Origin of the sequence: Pseudomonas baetica, assembly GCF_051216495.1 — a bacterium.
GTDB classification, from domain to species: Bacteria; Pseudomonadota; Gammaproteobacteria; order Pseudomonadales; family Pseudomonadaceae; genus Aquipseudomonas; species Aquipseudomonas baetica_B.
Genome location: NZ_JBPKAM010000067.1, coordinates 1 through 21,410 on the forward strand (window position 1 = coordinate 1; position 21,410 = coordinate 21,410).

At 58.4% G+C, this 21,410-nt stretch carries 22 protein-coding genes and 1 other RNA gene; 17 read left to right on the plus strand and 6 right to left on the minus strand.

Annotated elements, in window-relative coordinates:
- Positions 1–96: 96 nt before the first annotated feature.
- Positions 97–1,017: a GlxA family transcriptional regulator gene (locus ACSFE6_RS21500; protein WP_435429487.1), complete on the minus strand. Its 921-nt coding sequence runs from the start codon at positions 1,015–1,017 to the stop codon at positions 97–99.
- Between the two features lie 221 nt (positions 1,018–1,238).
- Between ACSFE6_RS21500 and ACSFE6_RS21505 the strand changes: the two genes are divergently transcribed.
- Positions 1,239–2,375 (plus strand): acyl-CoA dehydrogenase family protein, encoded by a 1,137-nt coding sequence (locus ACSFE6_RS21505; RefSeq protein ID WP_435429466.1) that lies wholly within the window; start codon positions 1,239–1,241, stop codon positions 2,373–2,375.
- Positions 2,376–2,477: 102 nt separating this feature from the next.
- Here ACSFE6_RS21505 and ACSFE6_RS21510 read toward each other — a convergent pair whose 3' ends face one another.
- On the minus strand, positions 2,478–3,518 hold the full coding sequence (locus ACSFE6_RS21510) for an NADP(H)-dependent aldo-keto reductase (RefSeq protein ID WP_435429467.1): 1,041 nt from the start codon (positions 3,516–3,518) through the stop codon (positions 2,478–2,480).
- Positions 3,519–3,763: 245 nt separating this feature from the next.
- Here ACSFE6_RS21510 and rplM point away from each other — a divergent pair, with 245 nt between their 5' ends.
- From rplM to ACSFE6_RS21545, 7 genes are all read left to right on the plus strand, one after another.
- On the plus strand, positions 3,764–4,192 hold the full coding sequence (gene rplM / locus ACSFE6_RS21515) for a 50S ribosomal protein L13 (protein ID WP_110964818.1): 429 nt from the start codon (positions 3,764–3,766) through the stop codon (positions 4,190–4,192).
- A 14-nt stretch (positions 4,193–4,206) separates the two neighbouring features.
- Positions 4,207–4,599 (plus strand): 30S ribosomal protein S9, encoded by a 393-nt coding sequence (gene rpsI / locus ACSFE6_RS21520; RefSeq protein ID WP_007961615.1) that lies wholly within the window; start codon positions 4,207–4,209, stop codon positions 4,597–4,599.
- Between the two features lie 268 nt (positions 4,600–4,867).
- A complete protein-coding gene (petA, locus tag ACSFE6_RS21525) occupies positions 4,868–5,461 on the plus strand; it encodes a ubiquinol-cytochrome c reductase iron-sulfur subunit (RefSeq protein WP_435429468.1) in 594 nt (197 codons plus the stop codon).
- Entirely contained in the window at positions 5,461–6,672 is a 1,212-nt protein-coding gene (locus ACSFE6_RS21530) for a cytochrome b (protein WP_435429469.1), read from the plus strand. The genes petA and ACSFE6_RS21530 overlap by 1 nt, the downstream gene beginning before the upstream one ends.
- Positions 6,672–7,454: a cytochrome c1 gene (locus ACSFE6_RS21535; RefSeq protein WP_435429470.1), complete on the plus strand. Its 783-nt coding sequence runs from the start codon at positions 6,672–6,674 to the stop codon at positions 7,452–7,454. Before ACSFE6_RS21530 ends, ACSFE6_RS21535 begins: the two co-directional genes overlap by 1 nt.
- 147 nt (positions 7,455–7,601) lie before the next feature.
- Positions 7,602–8,219, plus strand: coding sequence for a glutathione S-transferase N-terminal domain-containing protein (locus ACSFE6_RS21540; RefSeq protein ID WP_007989864.1), 618 nt, complete (start codon positions 7,602–7,604; stop codon positions 8,217–8,219).
- A 16-nt stretch (positions 8,220–8,235) separates the two neighbouring features.
- Positions 8,236–8,649 (plus strand): ClpXP protease specificity-enhancing factor, encoded by a 414-nt coding sequence (locus ACSFE6_RS21545; protein WP_435429471.1) that lies wholly within the window; start codon positions 8,236–8,238, stop codon positions 8,647–8,649.
- Positions 8,650–8,743: 94 nt separating this feature from the next.
- Here the strand turns inward: ACSFE6_RS21545 and ACSFE6_RS21550 are convergent, their stop codons facing one another.
- The 4 genes from ACSFE6_RS21550 to ACSFE6_RS21565 form a co-directional block, all read right to left on the minus strand.
- On the minus strand, positions 8,744–9,322 hold the full coding sequence (locus tag ACSFE6_RS21550) for a BON domain-containing protein (protein ID WP_435429472.1): 579 nt from the start codon (positions 9,320–9,322) through the stop codon (positions 8,744–8,746).
- Positions 9,319–9,912 carry a phosphoheptose isomerase gene (locus ACSFE6_RS21555; RefSeq protein WP_095192986.1) on the minus strand — a complete coding sequence of 198 codons (594 nt, stop codon included), beginning with the start codon at positions 9,910–9,912 and terminating at the stop codon, positions 9,319–9,321. The genes ACSFE6_RS21550 and ACSFE6_RS21555 overlap by 4 nt, the downstream gene beginning before the upstream one ends.
- Positions 9,913–10,013: 101 nt before the next feature.
- Positions 10,014–10,376, minus strand: a complete 363-nt coding sequence (locus ACSFE6_RS21560; RefSeq protein ID WP_435429473.1) for a YraN family protein — start codon at positions 10,374–10,376, stop codon at positions 10,014–10,016.
- Positions 10,376–12,187, minus strand: a complete 1,812-nt coding sequence (locus tag ACSFE6_RS21565; RefSeq protein ID WP_435429474.1) for a penicillin-binding protein activator — start codon at positions 12,185–12,187, stop codon at positions 10,376–10,378. The genes ACSFE6_RS21560 and ACSFE6_RS21565 overlap by 1 nt, the downstream gene beginning before the upstream one ends.
- A gap of 187 nt (positions 12,188–12,374) precedes the next feature.
- On the opposite strand from ACSFE6_RS21565, the gene rsmI reads away from it, so the two are divergent.
- From rsmI to mraY, 9 genes are all read left to right on the plus strand, one after another.
- Complete coding sequence (rsmI, locus tag ACSFE6_RS21570; protein WP_435429475.1) at positions 12,375–13,247, plus strand: 16S rRNA (cytidine(1402)-2'-O)-methyltransferase; 873 nt, start codon at positions 12,375–12,377, stop codon at positions 13,245–13,247.
- A 75-nt stretch (positions 13,248–13,322) separates the two neighbouring features.
- Positions 13,323–13,676: RNase P RNA component class A (rnpB, locus tag ACSFE6_RS21575), an RNA gene on the plus strand.
- A 400-nt stretch (positions 13,677–14,076) separates the two neighbouring features.
- Positions 14,077–14,532, plus strand: a complete 456-nt coding sequence (gene mraZ / locus ACSFE6_RS21580; RefSeq protein ID WP_003205355.1) for a division/cell wall cluster transcriptional repressor MraZ — start codon at positions 14,077–14,079, stop codon at positions 14,530–14,532.
- Positions 14,529–15,476 carry a 16S rRNA (cytosine(1402)-N(4))-methyltransferase RsmH gene (gene rsmH, locus ACSFE6_RS21585; protein ID WP_433737059.1) on the plus strand — a complete coding sequence of 316 codons (948 nt, stop codon included), beginning with the start codon at positions 14,529–14,531 and terminating at the stop codon, positions 15,474–15,476. The genes mraZ and rsmH overlap by 4 nt, the downstream gene beginning before the upstream one ends.
- On the plus strand, positions 15,473–15,766 hold the full coding sequence (ftsL, locus tag ACSFE6_RS21590; protein WP_435429476.1) for a cell division protein FtsL: 294 nt from the start codon (positions 15,473–15,475) through the stop codon (positions 15,764–15,766). The genes rsmH and ftsL overlap by 4 nt, the downstream gene beginning before the upstream one ends.
- Positions 15,766–17,505 (plus strand): peptidoglycan D,D-transpeptidase FtsI family protein, encoded by a 1,740-nt coding sequence (locus ACSFE6_RS21595; RefSeq protein ID WP_175391069.1) that lies wholly within the window; start codon positions 15,766–15,768, stop codon positions 17,503–17,505. The genes ftsL and ACSFE6_RS21595 overlap by 1 nt, the downstream gene beginning before the upstream one ends.
- On the plus strand, positions 17,505–18,968 hold the full coding sequence (locus ACSFE6_RS21600; RefSeq protein ID WP_435429477.1) for a UDP-N-acetylmuramoyl-L-alanyl-D-glutamate--2,6-diaminopimelate ligase: 1,464 nt from the start codon (positions 17,505–17,507) through the stop codon (positions 18,966–18,968). Before ACSFE6_RS21595 ends, ACSFE6_RS21600 begins: the two co-directional genes overlap by 1 nt.
- Positions 18,961–20,328, plus strand: coding sequence for a UDP-N-acetylmuramoyl-tripeptide--D-alanyl-D-alanine ligase (locus tag ACSFE6_RS21605; protein WP_435429478.1), 1,368 nt, complete (start codon positions 18,961–18,963; stop codon positions 20,326–20,328). Before ACSFE6_RS21600 ends, ACSFE6_RS21605 begins: the two co-directional genes overlap by 8 nt.
- Entirely contained in the window at positions 20,328–21,410 is a 1,083-nt protein-coding gene (mraY, locus tag ACSFE6_RS21610) for a phospho-N-acetylmuramoyl-pentapeptide-transferase (protein ID WP_008060275.1), read from the plus strand. Before ACSFE6_RS21605 ends, mraY begins: the two co-directional genes overlap by 1 nt.

Below are 21,410 nucleotides of genomic sequence, written 5' to 3' on the forward strand. Positions count from 1 at the left end.
CGCGAAGACGGTGGCAAGTCCGGCATTGCAGTGACTGGCACACCGCTTTCGCGAGCAGGCTCGCTCCCACAGGTGATTGGTGTTGATCCTTAATCCCTACGCAGCCTGCTGAAACTGCTGCCGATACTGGTTCGGCGACAACTCAGTGTGTTGACGGAACAGCCGGGCAAAGAAGCTTGCATCGTCATATCCGACCTCATAGCTGATGGTCTTGATGCTCTTACGGCTGCCTGACAGTAAGCCCTTGGCAGTTTCGATGCGCAGGCGTTGCAGGTAATGCAGTGGCTTGTCGCCGGTGGCGGTCTGGAAGCGACGCATGAAGTTACGGATGCTCATGCCGTGTTCGCGGGCGACATCCTCGAAACGGAATTTGTCGGCGAAGTGCTCTTCGAGCCAATGCTGGATTTGCAGGATGATTCCGTCCTGGTGCAGCTTTTGCCCGCCGAAGCCAATGCGTCCTGGCGAGTAGCTGCGCTGTACTTCATAAAGAATATCCCGAGCCACTGCCTGGGACACATTGGCGCCACAGAAGCGCTCGATGAGGTAGATATACAGGTCGCACGCCGAGGTGGTGCCTCCCGCACAGTACAGGTTGTCAGCGTCCGTCAGGTGCTTGTCCTGATTGAGGTGGACCCGTGGGAAGCGTTCGGCAAAGGCATTGAAGAAGCGCCAGTAGGTGGTCGCTTCCTTGCCGTCGAGCAGCCCGGCCTCGGCCAGCCAGAACACGCCAGTGGCCTCGCCACAGAGTACCGCGCCACGCGCATGTTGCTGGCGTAACCAGGGCAGGACTTGTGGGTAGCGTTGGCAGAGGGTTTCGAAGTCATCCCAAAACGCGGGAATGACGATGATGTCAGTATTTTCCAGCCCGCCATCCACCGGCATGATCACATCGCTGAAGCTGTTGACCGGTTTGCCGTCAGGGCTGACCAGTCTGGTTTCGAAGGCCGGAACCAGGCCGCGACCCAGTTGTTTGCCGTAGCGCAGGCTGGCGAGGTGGAAGAAATCCTTGGCTTGCATGAGGGTGGAAGCGAAAACCCGGTCGATAGCCAGGATGCTGACGCGCCGTAAAGGCGTGGAGGCTTGGTTAGACATAATTCAACTTTATTCTTATAGGGGAAAGTGGTCACCAGACGGCTGGATCGTCTTATTTTTTGTCTGATGTGTCCAGTGTCCTGTATCGGACCCGGGGCTTAGTCTCTGAAGGTCAACCTCTTCTAAAAACTAATGACAGGTGCCGCATGATCCCTAGAACCTTGTTCAGTTCCGAGCACGAACTCTTCCGTGACAGCGTTCGAACCTTTCTCGAAAAAGAGGCAGTGCCGTTCCATGGACAATGGGAAAAGCAAGGTTTTATCGACCGTAAACTCTGGAACAAGGCAGGGGAAGCGGGGATGTTGTGCTCGCATCTGCCGGAAGCGTACGGCGGGCTGGGGGCGGACTTTCTCTACAGCGCGGTGGTGATCGAAGAAGTGGGGCGCCTGGGGCTGACCGGCATCGGTTTCTCCCTGCATTCGGACATCGTTGCACCCTACATCCTGCATTACGGTAGCGAAACGCTGAAACACAAATACCTGCCGAAGCTGGTCTCCGGGGAGATGGTCAGTGCCATTGCCATGACGGAACCAGGGGCCGGCTCCGATTTGCAAGGTGTGAAGACTACCGCTGTGCTGGATGGCGACGAGTATGTGATCAACGGCTCGAAAACCTTCATTACCAACGGTTTTCTCGCTGATCTGGTGATTGTCGTCGCCAAGACCGATCCAAAGGCTGGCGCGAAAGGCACCAGCCTGTTTCTGGTAGAGGCCGATACGCCGGGCTTCGACAAGGGCAAGCGCCTGGAGAAGGTCGGCATGAAGGCCCAGGACACATCAGAGCTGTTCTTCCAGGACGTTCGGGTGCCCAAGGAAAACCTGTTGGGTCAGGCCGGGATGGGGTTTGCCTACCTCATGCAGGAGTTGCCTCAGGAGCGCCTTACTGTCGCCATTGGTGGCTTGGCTTCAGCCGAAGCAGCGTTGCAGTGGACGCTGGATTACACCCGCGAGCGCAAGGCATTCGGCAAATCGATTGCCGACTTCCAGAACACCCGTTTCAAATTGGCGGAAATGGCGACTGAAATTCAGATCGGCCGGGTCTTTGTCGACCGCTGCCTGGAGCTGCACCTGCAAGGCAAACTCGACGTGCCGACGGCGGCGATGGCCAAATACTGGGGAACCGACCTGCAATGCAAGGTCCTCGACGAGTGCGTGCAGTTGCATGGCGGCTACGGGTTCATGTGGGAATATCCGGTCGCCCGGGCGTGGGCCGATGCGCGGGTACAGCGGATTTATGCCGGGACCAATGAAATCATGAAAGAGATCATTGCGCGGTCGCTTTAACCGGGGAGACTGGTCTGAAGCCTTCGCGAGCAGGCACGCTTCCACAGGTACAGTGCAATCCTTGTGGGAGCGAGCCTGCTCGCGAATGGGTCTATGAATCAATCAAGGGGCCGGGTTCGGGTGATCCTTGTGAATTGCCTCGATCCCTTCCAGCACTTCATCCGACAGTTTCAGATCAAAACTGGCAATGTTGCTGTCCAGTTGTTCAAGCGTTGTCGCCCCAATGATATTGCTGGTCACGAACGGCTGTTGCGTCACGAATGCCAGTGCCATTTGCGCCGGATCCAGGCCGTGCTTGCGTGCCAGTGCAACATAGCGGCTGCACGCCGCTTCCGACTGTGGGTTGAAGTAGCGGCTGAAGCGGCTATAGAGGCTCAGGCGGCCTTTTGGCGGGCGTGCGCCACCTTCGTATTTACCTGACAGGAAACCGAACGCCAGCGGCGAATAAGCCAGCAGGCCGCACTGTTCGCGAATGGCGATTTCCGCCAGGCCGACTTCGAAACTGCGGTTGAGCAGGTTGTACGGGTTCTGGATCGATACCGCGCGTGGCCAGCCGCGGGCTTCGGCCAGGGCGAGAAAGCGCATGGTGCCCCACGGGGTTTCATTGGACAGGCCGATGTGGCGGATCTTGCCGGCCTTGACCTGTTCGTCGAGGGCTTCGAGGGTGTCCTCCAGCGGTGTCAGGTTGGCTTCGATCTTATGCTTGTAGCCCAGCTGGCCGAAGAAATTGGTGCTGCGCTCCGGCCAGTGCAATTGGTACAGGTCGATGTAATCGGTCTGCAAGCGCTGGAGGCTGCCATCCACGGCCTCGGTAATGTGCTGACGGTTGTGCCGCAGGTTTTTATCACGGATATAGTCGATGGTATTGCCGGGGCCGGCGATCTTGCTGGCCAGGATCCAGTCGGCACGATCGCCGCGGCTTTTGAAATAATTGCCGATGTAGCGTTCGGTCGTGGCATAGGTTTCGGCCTTGGGCGGCACCGGATACATTTCGGCGGTATCGATGAAGTTGATCCCGGCGCCCTTGGCACGCTCAATCTGGGCGAAGGCTTCGGCTTGGGTGTTTTGCTCGCCCCAGGTCATGGTGCCTAGGCAGAGTGCGCTCACGTTCAGATTGGTGCGGCCTAGCTGGCGATACTCCATCGGGGTGCTCCTTGGGCAAAACAATCATAAAAGCAGGTTGAAATATTTTCCGCAATCTGCATAATTGCGCACCTCTTTCTGCAGTGGAAGTGATGCGCCGCCGCCGAAGAATCTTGCCGTTGAACGGACGCGCCGACCCGAGCCCCCGAAAGCGTCTGTATCCGGCTGCCTTTGACTTGTCAAAGTACGCACTATTCAGTAAGATCCGCCGTCTTATTTACAGGCGGCCCCTGAGGCTATAAAGAATGAAAACTTTTACTGCTAAACCGGAAACAGTAAAGCGCGACTGGTTTGTCGTCGACGCTGCTGGTCAGACCCTGGGTCGTCTGGCCACCGAAATCGCGAGCCGTCTGCGTGGCAAGCACAAGCCTGAGTACACTCCTCACGTTGACACCGGCGACTACATCGTCGTTATCAATGCTGAGCAGATCCGTGTTACTGGCGCTAAAACCAGCGACAAAATGTACTACTCCCACTCCGGTTTCCCGGGCGGCATCAAGTCGATCAACTTTGAAAAGCTGATCGCCAAGGCCCCTGAGCGCGTGATCGAGACCGCGGTCAAAGGCATGCTGCCTAAGAACCCGCTGGGTCGCGACATGTACCGTAAGCTGAAAGTCTATGCGGGCGCTGCACACCCTCATACTGCTCAGCAGCCCCAAGAACTGAAGATTTAACGGAATAGTTCATTATGTCGGCGACTCAAAATTACGGCACTGGCCGTCGCAAGACCGCAACCGCACGCGTTTTCCTGCGTCCGGGTACTGGTAATATCTCCATCAACAACCGTTCGCTGGATAGCTTCTTCGGCCGCGAAACTGCCCGCATGGTAGTTCGTCAGCCGCTGGAACTGACCGAGACTGTCGAGAAGTTCGACATCTACGTCACCGTGATCGGCGGTGGTGTAAGTGGTCAAGCTGGCGCAATCCGCCACGGTATCACCCGCGCTCTGATGGACTACGACGAAACTCTGCGCAGCGCTCTGCGTAAAGCCGGCTTCGTAACCCGCGATGCACGTGAAGTTGAACGTAAGAAAGTTGGTCTGCGTAAAGCGCGTAAGCGTCCGCAGTACTCGAAGCGTTAATTCGCTTCCACGTTCAAAAAAGAACGCCCAGTATCCTCACGGAGCTGGGCGTTTTTTTGTGTGTGCGATTTATCAAAGAATTGCGCTGTGACAACTTGCCACATCCGTAGAGGCCCTATACTACAAGGCTTGGGAGGAGTGCCCCAGGGTAATTACCTTGTCAGAATTGGGGCTTTTCATTACCATTCGGCAAAATTTTTATAAGTACATAGTTTTACTTAGTAGATGCCTGATTTAACAGGCCACAAAGCTGATGGGAGAGGACTGAATGAGCAATGACGGCGTGAATGCAGGCCGGCGTCGCTTCTTGGTAGCAGCCACATCCGTGGTGGGTGCTGCAGGAGCGGTGGGGGCTGCGGTCCCGTTCGTGGGGTCATGGTTTCCCAGTGCCAAGGCGAAAGCCGCAGGTGCACCGGTGAAAGTGAATGTCAGCAAAGTCGAGCCAGGCCAGCAAATGATTGCTGAGTGGCGCGGCCAGCCGGTCTTCATTGTCCGCCGTACCGAGGAAATCCTGGGGAATCTGAAGAAGATCGAGGGCCAGCTGTCTGACCCGACCTCCAAGAACTCGACACAACCGACGTATGTCGATCCGGAAACCCGTTCGATCAAACCTGAGGTTCTGCTGCTGATCGGTATCTGCACGCACCTGGGTTGTTCGCCGACATTCCGTCCCGAAGTAGCTCCCGCTGACCTGGGCAAGGACTGGGTAGGTGGTTATTTCTGCCCTTGCCACGGTTCCCACTACGACCTGGCTGGCCGCGTCTACAAGTCGCAACCCGCGCCTTTGAACCTGCCAGTTCCCCCGCATTCCTATGAGACCGATGAGATCATTATCATTGGCGTCGATACGGAGAAAGCGTGATGAGCAAGTTCATGGATTGGGTTGATGCGCGCTTTCCCGCGACCAAGATGTGGGAAGACCATCTCAGCAAGTACTACGCCCCGAAGAACTTCAACTTCTTCTACTTCTTTGGTTCCCTGGCGCTGCTCGTTCTGGTTAACCAGATCGTCACGGGTGTCTGGCTGACCATGAGCTACACCCCGTCGGCGGAAGAGGCCTTTGCTTCCGTCGAATACATCATGCGCGACGTCGAGTACGGCTCGATCCTGCGTCTGCTGCACTCCACCGGTGCTTCGGCATTCTTCATCGTGGTCTATCTGCACATGTTCCGTGGCTTGCTCTACGGGTCGTACCAGAAACCACGTGAACTGGTGTGGGTCTTCGGCATGCTGATTTACCTGGCGCTGATGGCTGAGGCCTTCATGGGCTATCTGCTGCCGTGGGGTCAGATGTCCTACTGGGGTGCCCAGGTGATCATCTCGCTGTTCGGTGCGATTCCGGTCATCGGTAACGACCTGACCCAGTGGATTCGTGGTGACTACCTGATTTCCGGTATTACCCTGAACCGCTTCTTCGCCTTGCACGTCGTTGCCTTGCCGATCGTGATCCTCGGTCTGGTGGTGCTGCATATTCTTGCGCTGCACGAAGTCGGTTCGAACAACCCGGACGGCGTGGACATCAAGAAGCACAAGGATGAAAACGGCGTTCCGCTCGACGGCATCGCGTTCCACCCTTACTACACCGTGAAAGATATCGTCGGCGTGGTGGTGTTCCTGTTCATCTTCTGTTCGATCGTGTTCTTCTTCCCGGAAATGGGCGGTTACTTCCTCGAGAAGCCGAACTTCGAGCAGGCCAACCCGTTCAAGACACCTGAGCATATTGCTCCGGTCTGGTACTTCACCCCGTTCTACGCGATTCTGCGGGCTGTTCCAGACAAGCTGCTGGGTGTGATTGCCATGGGCGCGGCCATTGCCGTTCTGTTCGTCCTGCCGTGGCTGGATCGCAGCCCGGTCAAGTCGATGCGCTATAAAGGCTGGCTGAGCAAGATCTGGCTCGTGGTGTTCTGCATCTCGTTCGTCATCCTGGGGATTCTGGGTGTATTGGCGCCGACTCCAGGTCGTACGTTGCTGTCGCAGGTATGTACCTTCCTGTACTTCGCCTACTTCATTTTGATGCCGTTCTACACCAGGCTCGAGAAGACCAAACCGGTTCCGGAAAGGGTGACTGGCTGATGAAAAAGCTATTTGCTGTATTGATGCTTGCTGCGCTGCCAGTGTTCGCGTTCGCTGCTGAACACGGTGGTCCGGAGCTGGAAAAAGTCGACATCGACGTTTCCGACAAGGCCGCCATGCAGGATGGCGCGCGTACATTTGCCAACTATTGCATGGGTTGCCATAGCGCCAAGTTCCAGCGCTACGAGCGTGTAGCCGATGACTTGGGCATTCCCCATGAGTTGATGCTGGAGAAGCTGGTGTTCACGGGGGCCAAGATTGGCGACCACATGAGCACCGGCATGCAGCCGGTTGATGCCAAGACCTGGTTTGGCGCGGCACCGCCCGATCTGACTCTGGTTGCTCGCGTTCGCGGTACTGACTGGCTCTATGGTTACCTGAAGTCGTTCTACGAAGATCCGTCGCGCCCTTGGGGTGTGAACAACAAGGTCTTCCCGAACGTTGGTATGCCTAACGTTCTGGTTGGCCTGCAAGGTCGTCAGGTCGTCGGTTGCAAACAGGTTCAGATCGTCGAAGACGGCAAGAAGCAATATGATCCGTTGACCGGTACGGCGCTGACTCATGAAGCGTGCGATCAGTTGACCATCGTGCCGAAGAGTGGGTCTTTGACCGAAGAGCAGTTCGATGAGAAGGTCAAGAATCTGGTAACCTTCCTGGCTTACTCGGCTAACCCGGTTAAGCTGCAACATCAGCGCATCGGTACGTATGTATTGCTGTACCTGGCGTTCTTCTTCGTATTCGCTTATCTGCTCAAGCGTGAATACTGGAAAGACGTGCACTGATAAAGCTTTAAGCAATTGCTGTTAATCGCGCGCGCCCAAGGGCGTCTCTGAAGGTGTAACGAGGCTGGCTAGCCCGTTACGGGAGGCGCCCTCTGGGCGCGCTCGTTTTTCCGCTTCCAACTATTTCTACAAGCGAGGAGGATCGCCATGGGCGTGACCAATCGGTTGGCCTGTTACTCCGACCCCGCCGACCACTATTCCCACCGGGTGCGAATCGTACTGGCAGAGAAGGGTGTGAGCGCCGAGATCATCTATGTGGAAGCTGGCCGCCAGCCGCCTAAACTGATCGAAGTGAACCCTTACGGCAGTTTGCCCACCTTGGTCGATCGTGACCTGGCGCTGTGGGAATCTACGGTGGTGATGGAATACCTGGATGAGCGTTATCCGCACCCGCCACTACTGCCGGTTTATCCGGTGGCGCGTGCCAACAGTCGTCTGTTGATGCATCGCATTCAGCGGGACTGGTGTGGTCTGGTGGACCTGATTCTGGATTCTCGGACCAAGGAAGCTGCTCGAGCCGTAGCGCGTAAAGAGCTGCGCGAAAGCCTGACAGGCGTGTCGCCGTTGTTCGCCGACAAACCGTTTTTCCTCAGTGAGGAACAAAGCCTGGTGGATTGCTGCCTATTGCCAATACTCTGGCGATTGCCGATTCTGGGTATAGAACTGCCGCGGCCTGCCAAGCCGCTGCTTGATTACATGGAGCGCCAGTTTGCGCGTGAGGCTTTCCAGGCGAGTCTGTCTGGTGTCGAACGCGACATGCGCTAAGGCTTAAGGAGCCGCTATGAACTCCAGTCGACCTTATCTGGTCCGCGCGCTCTACGAGTGGATTGTGGACAACGACTGCACCCCACACATGCTCGTCAACTCAGAGTATCCGTCCGTGCAGGTGCCGCAGGGCTTTGCCAGTGATGGGCAGATTGTCCTGAACGTATCGCCACAAGCGGTGCGTCATCTTCATATGGACAACGAGGCGGTCAGCTTCGAAGGCCGCTTCGGTGGTGTACCGCACACCTTGTATGTGCCTATCGCCTCGATCCTGGGTATCTATGCCCGGGAGAACGGTCAGGGCATGGTGTTCGATCTGGAGCCGCCTATGGACGACGAGGAAGAGATCGAGCCGGATGATGATATTCCACCACCTGACAGCGAGCCGCCGCGCCCCAGCGGTCGGCCCAGTTTGAAGGTGGTGAAGTAATAAAAAAGGCGATCCGCAAGGATCGCCTTTTTTGTTACCTGTAGGAGCCGGCTTGCTGGCGATGGCGATTTCAGAGTCGCCAGCACCGAAGAGATTAGTCGATGTACTCGAACAGCTTCACGATCTTCTGAACCCCGGAAACCCCTTGCACCAGGTTGGTTGCCTGGGCGGCTTCCTGCTTGGTCAGCAGGCCCAGCAAGTAGACGATGCCGTTCTCGGTGACAACCTTGATGCGCGAGCCCGGGATGTTCGGGTCAGTGAGCATCTGAGTCTTGATCTTGGAGGTCAGCCAGGTGTCGTTCTGGCGGGCAAGAAAGCTGGACGGTGGCAGGATCTGTATTTCGTTATGCACAGTCTTTACGCGTTGAACAGCGGCAGCGGCCTGTTCAGCCTTCGCTTTGAGATCGGCACGCGGGGTTTGCCCGGCGAGGAGCACGACGCCGTTGAAACTGGTGACGACGATATGCGAGTCGTTATCCAACGCCGGGTCAGCCTTGGCGATGTTCACGCCGACCTTGGTGTCGATCAGGGAGTCGTCGATTTTGCTGCCGAATGTGCGCGTGCCGCGATCATCTTCAATGGGGGCTTCACGGCTGGCATTAACCACCGAGGTGCAGCCGCTGATGCCGAGGCACAGGGTCAGGGCCAGAAGGCCGAGGCGATTAGGGGTCATTCTTCACTCCCGAACAGTTGGCTGTCGATCAAGTCGCAAAGACAGTGGATCGCCAGCAGGTGGACTTCCTGAATACGTGCGGTGACGTTGGCCGGTACGCGAATCTCCACATCCTCGGGCAATAGCAGTGACGCCATGCCGCCACCATCGCGACCGGTCAATGCTACGACAATCATTTCGCGATCATGTGCGGCCTGGATCGCTTGAATAATGTTTGCCGAGTTGCCGCTGGTGGAAATTGCCAGCAATACGTCGCCTGGCTGGCCGAGGGCGCGGATCTGCTTGGAGAAGACTTCGTTGTAGCTGTAGTCGTTGGCGATCGAGGTGATCGTCGAGCTATCGGTGGTCAGCGCAATGGCGGGCAGGCTCGGACGCTCTCGCTCGAAGCGATTGAGCAGTTCGGATGAAAAGTGCTGGGCGTCACCAGCAGAGCCGCCATTGCCGCAGGAAAGCATTTTTCCTTCGTTGAGCAGGGCGTTGACCATGACCTGGCTGGCTTGCTCGATGTGCGGTGCAAGTACTTCCATCGCCTGTTGCTTGGTATCGATACTGGCCTGAAAAAGCTGGCGAATTCGGGATTGCATGTCCATCTGTGTGACCTTAATGAGCGCGGCTGTCCGGCACGTGAATGTGCAGCCCGCAATGCAAAGAGCAAAAGTGTTGGGTGTTGTCCGTTTCAGGGCGCGAACGATCAGCTGTCGAAGGCATTCTGTAACCAGTTCAGCTGATTGAGGTCGCTATCAATGGCGACCACGTCGAAGCGGCAAGGGGAGTTGGCCCAGCGCGACTCGCGCTGAAGAAAATATTGCGCGGCAAAAACCAGTTTCTGCCGTTTGCGCTCATCGATGCTATCGAGCGCTCCACCCCATTGAGTGTTTTTTCTGTAGCGAACTTCAACGAATACTACTGTATCGCCATCTAGCATGACCAGATCAAGCTCACCGCGTTTGCACAACCAGTTCTGCGCCAACAGGCGCAGACCTTGTTGTTGAAGATGTCCGAGCGCCTGGCGCTCGGCATCTTTACCGCTTTGCTGGCGTGACCTGTCAGGCATCAGCGGTAGGTGTCCGGCAGGCGCTGAACCTGGCCGTTGACGAACTCCGCCCATGGCAGCTGTCGTACGACGCGCTGGTGCTGCGTCATGCCCAGGCTGCCCGATTGGCCTTCAATGCGGCTGTCCGGCAGGGCCTTGAGTTGCCCCAGGCGTGGCGCCAGGCGATAGGCGTCGACGCCCATTGCGTACAGGCGACCCAGGCTGCCGGCCGCTTGTGGCCATTGAGCGGTGACTTGCTTGCGCAACGGATCATTGGCGTCCAGCAACCATGGGGTTTCGCAGAAGCGAATGCCGTTCATGTCGTTGTACTGGTTCACATCGCCGCTGGCACTGAATACGTGGGACGTGGCGTAAACCGGAACGTCGCCTGCGTACTGGAAATTCAGGGTCGGTTTGATCTGTTGTGCCTGTTGCGGCGTGGCAGCCAGGAAGATGAACTCGATGTCCTGGCGGCGGGAAGGTTGGGCGGCAACTTGAGAACCTACCGTGCTTTGCAGGCTCTTGGCGCGACCTTCGCTCTGGCGCAGCTGGAACATGTCGGCAATCTGCTGGGCCAATTGAACCGGCTGGTCGACACGCTCGGTGGCAACGATGCTGCCGCCATTGGCTTGCCAGTCCTGGCTGAATGCCCGAAGGACCCGGTCGCCCCATTCGCCTTTTGGCACCATGATGGCGGCGCGATGCAGGCCGTCGGCGCGGGCGCGACGGGACACTTCGCGGGCCTCGTCTTCAGCGGCAAGACCAAACTGGAACAGTTGGGCCGGGCCTTGATCGCCTTCGCTGTAGTTCAGCGCCAGGGTGGTAATCGGCAGTTGCGGGCGAGTGCTCAACTGTTTGACCAGTGGCTTTTCCAGTGGGCCAACGACCAGTTGCACGCCGTCAGCCTGAGCTTTGCGATAGAAATCGTCGAGAGAGGTCAGGCGCGAGCTGTCATAAAACTCGATGGCTGGCGGCTTCTGCCCGGCTTGTTGTGCCTGGTAGTGAGCGGCCATGAAACCTTCGCGCAGTGCTTTACCGACCGAAGCCAGCGGGCCGTCCTGCGGCAGCAGCAGGGCGATTTTGCTCAAAGGTTGGCTGGCCAGTTCATTGAGCTTGGTCAGTGGCAGCGGCAGTTGAATGGCGGCTGGGTGTTTAGGGTTCTGCTTGCGCCAGTTGTCGATGGCGGCCTGCTGCTGTTCCAGCGTGCCGGCCGTTTTTACCGCCAATGCCAGGGCCATCCAGCCACCGAGGTCGTCGGTGGTGTTTGGCTGCAATTGTTCGGTCGGCAGCGAGGCGATCAATGCCCAGATCGCTTCGTGGTTTTTGCTGGCTGCTTCGCCGCTGAGCATCGGTGCAATAAAAATGCGCTCCTTTGCGGCGGCCAGGGTCTGTCCATCGGCTTCAAGGGCGCGAGCGCGAACGGTGCCGGTGCGGACCTGCTGCTCCTCCGGCAATTCCGCGAGGCGCTGCATGCTCGGGTGACTCAGGGCGGTCAGCGCGGCTTTCGGTTGATTGCGGGTCATCGCCAATTCGGCGGCGAGCGTGTTGGCGAACACCTGCTGGCCAGGCTTGAGTTGCTCCACCGGCACTTGTTGCAGAATTTGCGCGGATTGGGCGGCATTGCCCTGGCGGTAGGCGAGGTCCGCTGCGCTCAAGCGCAACAGGGCGGCATCTTCCGGCGATTTGCTTTGGGCAGCTTTCTCGAGCAGTTGCTCGATACTGGCATCCGGGGTCCGTGGAAGTTCGCCAAGGCTGGAGGAGGGCGAGCTGGCGCAAGCCGCCAGCAAGGCAGCGAGGCAGAGGGCAGAGAGCAGCCGCAGGCAAGCGATCATGTAAGTGTTCCTGATACTCGATCAAATTAGCGTCGAATTGTACCCAAGCGCTGGCCGGGGCGCGATGTTGCTGGCGTGAATCGATCAATTTAGCTCGTGCAAATGTTGCAGTGCGGCACAAAAGCTCGAAAAACCGAGCGTCGCTACGCGCTACAATGGCGGCTTTATCGATCATGAGGTGTGCGCTTTGACTGTTCCAGGTGCTTTGAATTCCGCTGCTGGCTCGCTTTATGTGGTGGCGACGCCCATCGGCAACCTGGACGACATCAGTGCGCGTGCACTGAAGATCCTGCGCGAGGTCGCCTTGATCGCCGCCGAGGACACCCGCCACTCCCAGCGTTTGATGCAGCACTTCGGTATTCCGACACCGCTGGCCGCTTGCCATGAGCACAACGAGCGCGATGAAGGCAGCCGTTTCATTACCCGCCTGCTTGCGGGTGACGATGTGGCGCTGATCTCCGATGCCGGTACGCCGCTGATTTCCGATCCGGGGTATCACCTGGTGCGTCAGGCTCGCGCTGCCGGGATCAATGTGGTGCCGGTTCCGGGCGCCTGTGCATTGATTGCGGCATTGTCGGCGGCCGGGCTGCCGTCGGATCGTTTCATCTTTGAAGGTTTTCTGCCGGCGAAGGCTGTGGGACGGCGCGCTCGTCTTGAGGCGATAAAAGAAGAGCCTCGCACGTTGATTTTTTACGAGGCCCCGCACCGCATCCTTGAGTGCTTGCAAGATATGGAGCTGGTATTCGGCGCCGACCGTCCTGCATTGCTGGCGCGAGAACTGACCAAAACCTTCGAAACACTCAAGGGCCTGCCTCTTGCCGAGCTGCGCCAGTTCGTCGAGTCGGACAGTAATCAGCAGCGCGGCGAGTGTGTGGTGCTTGTGGCGGGTTGGTCGGCGCCCGAAAACGAGGGCGCTGTCAGCAGTGAGGCCATGCGCATCCTCAACCTGTTGCTCGAAGAGATGCCCCTCAAGCGTGCCGCGGCATTGGCGGCGCAAATTACCGGTGAGCGCAAAAATGTTCTCTATCAAATTGCGCTGGATAAACAGAAGGGCGAGTAAAACCCGACGCGCAGGCATGGCCAAAGGCTTTTAGCGCTTGTTCTTCAGCCGCTGTGCCGTTAACCTTCGCGGCGGAGAGTCGATCGGACAGTCGCTGCCCTCTATGAAAATTAGGGGGGGGAGGAAAGTCCGGGCTCCATAGGGCGAAGTGCCAGGTAATGCCTGGGAGGCGTGAGCCTACGGAAAGTGCCACAGAAAATAACCGCCTAAGCGCTTCGGCGCCGGTAAGGGTGAAAAGGTGCGGTAAGAGCGCACCGCACGTCTGGCAACAGTTCGTGGCTAGGTAAACCCCACTTGGAGCAAGACCAAATAGGGTCCCAAGGCGTGGCCCGCGCTGGGACCGGGTAGGTTGCTAAAGGTGTCCAGTGATGGCCATCGTAGACGAATGACTGTTCAAGACAGAACCCGGCTTACAGATCGACTCTCCACCTTTTTTCTTACCTCTGCTTAAATCATTAGGCAGGGCGCTGGTGGTGTCGTTTTGCCCGCTCTGGTAACGATTTCACATACGCAATGCGACCCCGATTTACCTCCTTTCAGAATGTCGGCAGAACCACTTTCGTAATACCAAAAAAATCTTACTCTTAATAAATTACTTTAACTTCCGGACGTAGCCTTCTGAGCTGGTTCAAGTTATCGGACAGTTTCATCTGCCGGATTCTCGTTACCCCTCCTTTTACGCTCCTAAATCTCAGTTCTGTAAGGGTTTTCCTTCAATGCGCGCCTTGACGGTGTGGTGGGCGCATTCCTATAGTGTGCGCAAGTGGCGGAAAGTGGCATGAAGTGGGTTTTTTGAGCGCAGAACGCTAATATTTGGAGAAACGCTGACGTGTTTCGCGGAGCCAACGCTATCAGTCTCGATGCAAAGGGCCGTCTCGCCATGCCGAGCCGGTACCGTGACGAGCTCGTTTCGCGTAGTTCCGGTCAGTTGATCGTCACAATTGATGCCGTTGATCCGTGTTTGTGTGTTTACCCGCTCGATGAGTGGGAAATTATTGAAACCAAACTGCGCGCACTGCCTTCGCTTCGCGAAGAGAACCGCCGTCTGCAACGTTTACTGATTGGTAATGCCGTCGACCTCGAGCTCGATGGCAGTGGTCGTTTTCTGGTTCCACCGCGTCTTCGTGAATATGCCAAGTTGGATAAGCGCGCGATGTTGGTAGGCCAACTGAACAAGTTCCAATTGTGGGACGAGGATGCCTGGAATGCGGTTTCTGCCGCTGACCTTGCTGCTATTCAACAACCGGGCGCCATGCCTGATGAACTGCGTGATTTGATCCTGTGACTATTGATAGCGGCTTTAACCACATCACCGTACTGCTTGACGAAGCCGTCGAGGCTCTCGCCGTACGTCCTGATGGCTGCTATCTGGATGGCACGTTCGGGCGCGGCGGGCATAGCCGCTTGATCCTCAGCCGGCTTGGTCCGGATGGCCGGCTACTCGGATTTGACAAAGATCCACAAGCGATTGCCACCGGGCAGACGCTAGCGGCCGAAGACGGCCGCTTTGTCGTTGTGCAGCGCAGCTTTGCCGAACTCGGATCCGAAGTTGCCGAGCGCGGTCTGCATGGCAAGGTCAGCGGTATTTTGCTCGACCTCGGCGTGTCTTCTCCGCAGCTCGACGATCCGGAGCGTGGCTTCAGTTTCCTCAATGACGGCCCACTGGATATGCGCATGGACCCGTCCCGCGGAATCAGCGCCGCCGAGTTCGTCAACACCGCGCCGGTGGAAGAAATTGCCCGCGTGTTCAAGGAATACGGCGAGGAGCGTTTCTCCGGACGCATGGCCCGTGCCGTGGTCGAGCGCCGCGATATCAAGCCATTTGAGCGCACCGCCGATCTGGCTGAAGTTTTGAAAGTCGCCAACCCGGCATGGGAAAAGGGCAAGAACCCTGCAACCCGTGCATTCCAGGGTTTGCGTATTCACGTCAACAACGAACTGGGCGATCTGGAAACCGGCCTCGAAGCCGCTCTGGAATGCCTGGAAGTGGGCGGTCGTCTGGTCGTGATCAGCTTTCACTCGCTCGAAGATCGCATCGTCAAGCTGTTCATGCGCAAACTGGTGAAAGGCGAAGCCGACAACCTGCCGCGCAACCTGCCGGTTCGGCATGTCGCCTTCGAGCCGAAAATCAAAGTCCATGGCAAAGCGCAGACGGCCTCCGACGCCGAACTCAAGGCCAACCCACGTTCCCGTAGCGCTGTCATGCGTGTGGCGGAGAAGCTGCGGTGAGCAAGCTCTTTGCCAAGCCACTGCCCGGCGGAAGCTTTTTCATGCTGCTGCTGTTCGTGGCCGTGCTCGTGTCCGCCATTGGTGTGTCCTACAGCGCGCACTGGAATCGTCAGCTGCTCAACTCGCTGTACAACGAGTTGAGCGTACGTGACAAGGCGCAGGCCGAGTGGGGACGGCTGATTCTTGAGCAGAGCACCTGGACTGCCCACAGCCGTATCGAAGTGCTGGCCACCGAGCAACTGAAAATGCGTATTCCCGGTGCCGCTGAAGTACAGATGGTGGCGCCATGATGAAGCTCGAAGGCGCACTCTTTCCCTGGCGTTTCCGTCTGGTGGTGGGGCTGCTCGGCGTGATGGTGGCAGCGATCTGCTGGCGCATCATCGACCTGCAGGTGGTTGACCGTGACTTCCTCAAGGGGCAAGGCGACGCGCGCAGCGTTCGTCATATTCCGATTCCGGCTCACCGTGGCCTGATCACCGACCGTAATGGCGAGCCGTTGGCCGTCAGCACACCGGTAACGACCCTGTGGGCCAACGCCAAGGAAATGCAGCTGGCCAAAGAGAAGTGGCCGGCACTGGCCGCTGCGCTCGGGCAAGACCCTAAAGCGTTGGCCGAGCGTCTCGAAGCCCAGGCCAATAAAGAATTCATTTACCTGGTACGCGGGCTGACGCCTGAACAGGGTCAGGCTGTGCTCGATCTTAAGGTCCCGGGCGTTTACGGCATCGAAGAGTTCCGCCGTTTCTATCCGGCCGGTGAAGTCACCGCCCATATGGTCGGTTTTACCGACATTGATGATCATGGTCGAGAAGGTGTCGAGCTGGCTTATGACGAATGGCTGGCCGGGGTCCCCGGCAAGCGACAGGTCATCAAGGATCGGCGTGGCCGATTGATCAAGGATGTCCAGGTCACCAAAAACGCCAAGGCCGGAAAGCCCTTGGCGTTGTCCATTGACCTGCGCCTGCAATACCTGGCCAACCGCGAGTTGCGCAACGCGATCATCGAGAACGGCGCCAAGGCCGGCAGTCTGGTGATCATGGATGTGAAGACCGGCGAAATCCTCGCGATGGTCAATCAGCCGACCTACAACCCGAATAACCGCCGCAACCTGCAGCCGGCGATGATGCGTAACCGCGCGATGATCGACGTGTTCGAGCCGGGTTCGACCATGAAGGCGATCTCCATGAGCGCGGCCATCGAAACCGGACGCTGGAAGCCAACCGATACCGTCGAGGTGTATCCGGGTTCCTTGCAGATCGGTAAATACACCATCAAGGACGTATCCAAGACCGAAGGTCCGGTGCTGGACATGACCGGCATCCTGATCAATTCCAGTAACGTCGGCATGAGTAAGGTCGCGTTCGATATCGGTGGTGAAACCATTTTTCGCCTGGCGCAGAAACTTGGCCTCGGTCAGGACACTGGGCTCGGTTTCCCGGGCGAACGTGTCGGCAACCTGCCGAACTACCGCGAGTGGCGCAAGGCCGAAACAGCCACGTTGTCTTATGGCTACGGTGTTTCGGTGACGGCGATCCAGCTGGTTCACGCCTTCTCGGCGCTGGCCAACAACGGTCGCCTGGCCCCGTTGACACTGATCAAAACCGACAAAATGCCGCAAACCACCCAGGTCTTGCCGGAAGCGGTCGCGAAAACCATGCACGGCATGCTGCAGCAAGTGATCGAGGCGCCTCGCGGTGTGTTCCGCGCGCAAGTGCCGGCGTATCACGTCGGTGGCAAGTCCGGTACCGCACGTAAAACCTCGGTGGGTACCAAAGGTTACGCCGAGAACTCCTACCGCTCGTTGTTCGCCGGTTTCGGTCCGATGAGCGATCCGCGTTATGCCATCGTGGTGGTGATCGATGAACCGACCAAGGCCGGCTACTTCGGTGGTCTGGTTTCGGCGCCGGTGTTCAGCCGCGTGATGTCCGGCACCCTGCGCCTGATGAACGTTTCCCCGGATAACCTGCCACCTGTCCAACAAGCCAACGCCACCCCGGTCGTTCCGCTGAAAGCCAATGGAGGGCGCGGCTGATGTCATTAAGTCTGAACAAAATTTTCCCCCACGCCGGCCACGATCTGTTGATTCGTGAACTGGCGCTCGACAGCCGCAATGTGCGCGCGGGTGACCTATTCCTCGCGGTGCCGGGCGCCAAGTTCGACGGCCGTTCGCATATCGGCGATGCATTGCAACGCGGTGCTGCCGCCGTGGCTTATGAGGTGGAAGGCGCCACCGTTCTTCCGATCACTGAAGTGCCATTGATTCCGGTCAAGGGGTTGGCGGCGCAGTTGTCGGATATCGCCGGGCGTTTTTATGGCGAGCCGAGCCACCACCTGAACCTGATCGGCGTGACCGGCACCAATGGCAAAACCAGCGTGACCCAACTGGTGGCCCAGGCGCTGGATCTGCTTGGCCAGCATTGCGGCATCGTTGGTACGCTGGGCTCCGGTTTCTACGGCGCACTGGAAAGCGGCCTGCACACCACGCCGAATCCGATTGCCGTGCAAGCGACCCTTGGCGACCTGAAAAAGGCCGGCGCCAAAGCTGTGGCCATGGAAGTCTCGTCCCATGGCCTGGATCAGGGCCGGGTCACCGCGCTGGCATTCGATGTGGCGGTGATGACCAACCTGTCTCGCGATCACCTGGATTACCACGGCACCATGCAGGCCTATGGCGAAGCCAAGGCCAAGCTGTTCGCCTGGAACGATCTGAAGTGCCGGGTGGTTAACCTCGATGACGATTTCGGCCGGCAGTTGGCCGCCGACAAGCGTGAGTCGCGGCTGCTCACTTACAGCCTGCTCGACAAGAGCGCCTACCTGTATTGCCGGGAAGCACATTTCGACGACGAAGGCGTGCGCGCCACGTTGGTCACGCCGCAGGGCGAGCACCATTTGCGCAGCACTTTGCTCGGCCGATTCAACCTGAGCAACGTGCTGGCCGCTGTCGGCGCCTTGCTCGGCCTGGACTACGCCCTTGATGAAATCCTCAAGGTGCTGCCGAAACTCGAAGGCCCGGCCGGTCGCATGCAGCGCCTCGGCGGTGGCACTCAGCCGCTGGTGGTGGTCGATTATGCCCACACCCCGGATGCCCTGGAAAAGGTCCTCACTGCGCTGCGCCCGCATGTCAAAGGCCGTTTACTGTGCCTGTTCGGCTGTGGCGGCGACCGCGATCGCGGCAAGCGCCCGCTGATGGCGGAAGTGGTCGAGCGGCTGGCCGATGGCGTGCTGGTGACCGATGACAACCCACGTACCGAAGACCCTGCGATTATTTTCGATGACATCCGCACCGGTTTCATGGCTGTGGATAAGGTCACCTTCGTTGCTGGCCGTGGCCAGGCCATTGCCCAGTTGATCGCCGGCGCATCGGCAGATGACGTGATCGTGCTGGCAGGCAAAGGTCACGAGGACTATCAGGAAATCAACGGCGAGCGTCATGCCTTCTCTGATCTGGTCGAGGCCGATCATGCCTTGACCGCCTGGGAGGTTGCCCATGCTTAAAGCACTGAAACTCAGCGAACTGACCGGCGTATTGAATGGCCGCCTGATCGGTGTCGATGCCAGCTTCGACGGCGTCAGCATCGACAGCCGCGCGATCAAGCCTGGTCAACTGTTCATTGCCTTGGCGGGCCCGCGTTTCGATGGCCATGACTATCTCAATGACGTGGCAGCCAAAGGCGCCGTCGCGGCACTGGTCGAGCGGGAAATCGCCGACACTACGCTGCCGCAATTGCTGGTCAACGATACCCGTCAGGCCCTGGGGCAACTGGGTGCACTGAATCGTTTGGCGTTCACTCAACCGGTCGCCGCCATCACCGGTTCCAGCGGCAAGACCACGGTCAAGGAAATGCTGGCAAGCATCCTGCGCACCCGTGGTCCGGTACTGGCGACCCGTGGCAACCTGAACAACGACCTCGGCGTTCCGCTGACCCTGCTCGAGCTGGCACCGGAACACAACGCCGCCGTCATCGAGCTGGGTGCTTCGCGCCTGGGTGAAATTGCCTACACCGTCGGCCTGACCAAGCCCCACGTTGCCATTCTCAACAATGCCGGGACTGCCCATGTGGGCGAGTTCGGCGGGCCGGAAAAAATTGTCGAGGCCAAGGGCGAGATCATTGAAGGGCTTGATGCCGATGGCGTCGCCGTTCTCAATCTGGATGACAAAGCGTTCGAGATCTGGAAAAAACGCGCAGCCGGCCGCAAGGTACTGACGTTTGCCCTGAGCAACAGCCAGGCGGACTTCCATGCCAGTGACCTGGCCACCGATGCTCGCGGTTGCCCGGCGTTCAGCCTGCACAGCCCCGAAGGTGTGGAGCGCGTTCAATTGAACCTGCTCGGTACCCACAACGTCGCCAACGCCATGGCCGCCGCCGCTGCCGCCCATGCCCTGGGTGTGTCGCTGTTTGGCATTGCCACCGGCCTTGGCGCGGTGCAGCCGGTCAAGGGACGCACCGTTGCGCAACTGGCCAGCAATGGCATGCGCGTGATCGATGACACTTACAACGCGAACCCCACCTCCATGTGCGCCGCCGTTGATATACTGGCCGGCTTTTCCGGTCGCACCGTTCTGGTACTCGGAGATATCGGCGAGTTGGGCGATTGGGCGGAGCAGGGGCACCGCGACGTGGGCGAGTACGCCCGTGGCAAGGTTTCTGCGCTGTACGCCGTTGGGCCCAACATGCTTCACGCCGTCAATGCCTTCGGTCCACAAGCCTTTCACTTCAGCACGCAGGCTGAGCTGATCAAGGCCCTGGGCGCCGAGCAAGATACAAACACCACCATTTTGATCAAGGGTTCGCGCAGCGCTGCGATGGAAAACATCGTTGCCGCTTTGTGCGGGACCAGTCTGGAGAAACATTAATGCTGCTGCTGCTAGCGGAGTATCTGCAACAGTTCTACAAAGGCTTCGCGGTCTTCCAGTACCTGACCCTGCGCGGGATTCTCGGTGTACTGACCGCGCTGGTTTTGTCGCTGTGCTATGGCCCGTGGATGATCCGCACCCTGCAGAATCGTCAGATCGGTCAATCCGTTCGTAACGACGGTCCGCAATCGCACCTGTCCAAGTCGGGCACCCCGACCATGGGCGGCGCACTGATTTTGTCTTCGATTGGCGTCAGTACCCTGCTGTGGGCTGACCTGACCAACCGTTATGTCTGGGTTGTCTTGTTGGTCACGCTGCTGTTCGGCGCCATCGGCTGGGTCGACGACTACCGCAAGGTGATCGAGAAGAACTCCCGTGGCTTGCCGAGCCGCTGGAAATATTTCTGGCAGTCGGTGTTCGGTCTGGGCGCGGCGATCTTCCTTTATATGACCGCCGCTACACCGGTGGAAACCACGCTGATCCTGCCGATGCTCAAGGACCACAGCATTGCGCTGGGTGCAGGTTTCATTGTCCTGACCTATTTCGTGATCGTTGGTTCGAGCAACGCGGTCAACCTGACCGATGGCCTCGACGGCCTGGCGATCATGCCGACGGTGATGGTTGGCGGTGGCCTGGGGATCTTCTGCTACCTGTCGGGTAACGTGAAGTTTGCAGAGTATTTGCTGATTCCTTACGTGCCAGGTGCGGGCGAGCTGATCGTGTTCTGCGGGGCGCTGATTGGTGCGGGCCTGGGCTTCCTGTGGTTCAACACCTATCCGGCGCAGGTCTTCATGGGTGACGTCGGTGCGCTGGCACTGGGCGCGGCCCTGGGCACCATCGCCGTGATCGTCCGTCAGGAAATCGTCCTGTTCATCATGGGCGGCGTGTTCGTGATGGAAACCCTTTCAGTCGTCATTCAGGTTGCTTCCTTCAAACTGACCGGTCGCCGCGTTTTCCGCATGGCGCCGATTCACCACCACTTTGAACTCAAGGGCTGGCCCGAGCCGCGTGTGATCGTCCGTTTCTGGATCATCACCGTGATTCTCGTGCTGATTGGCCTTGCCACCCTGAAGCTGAGGTAG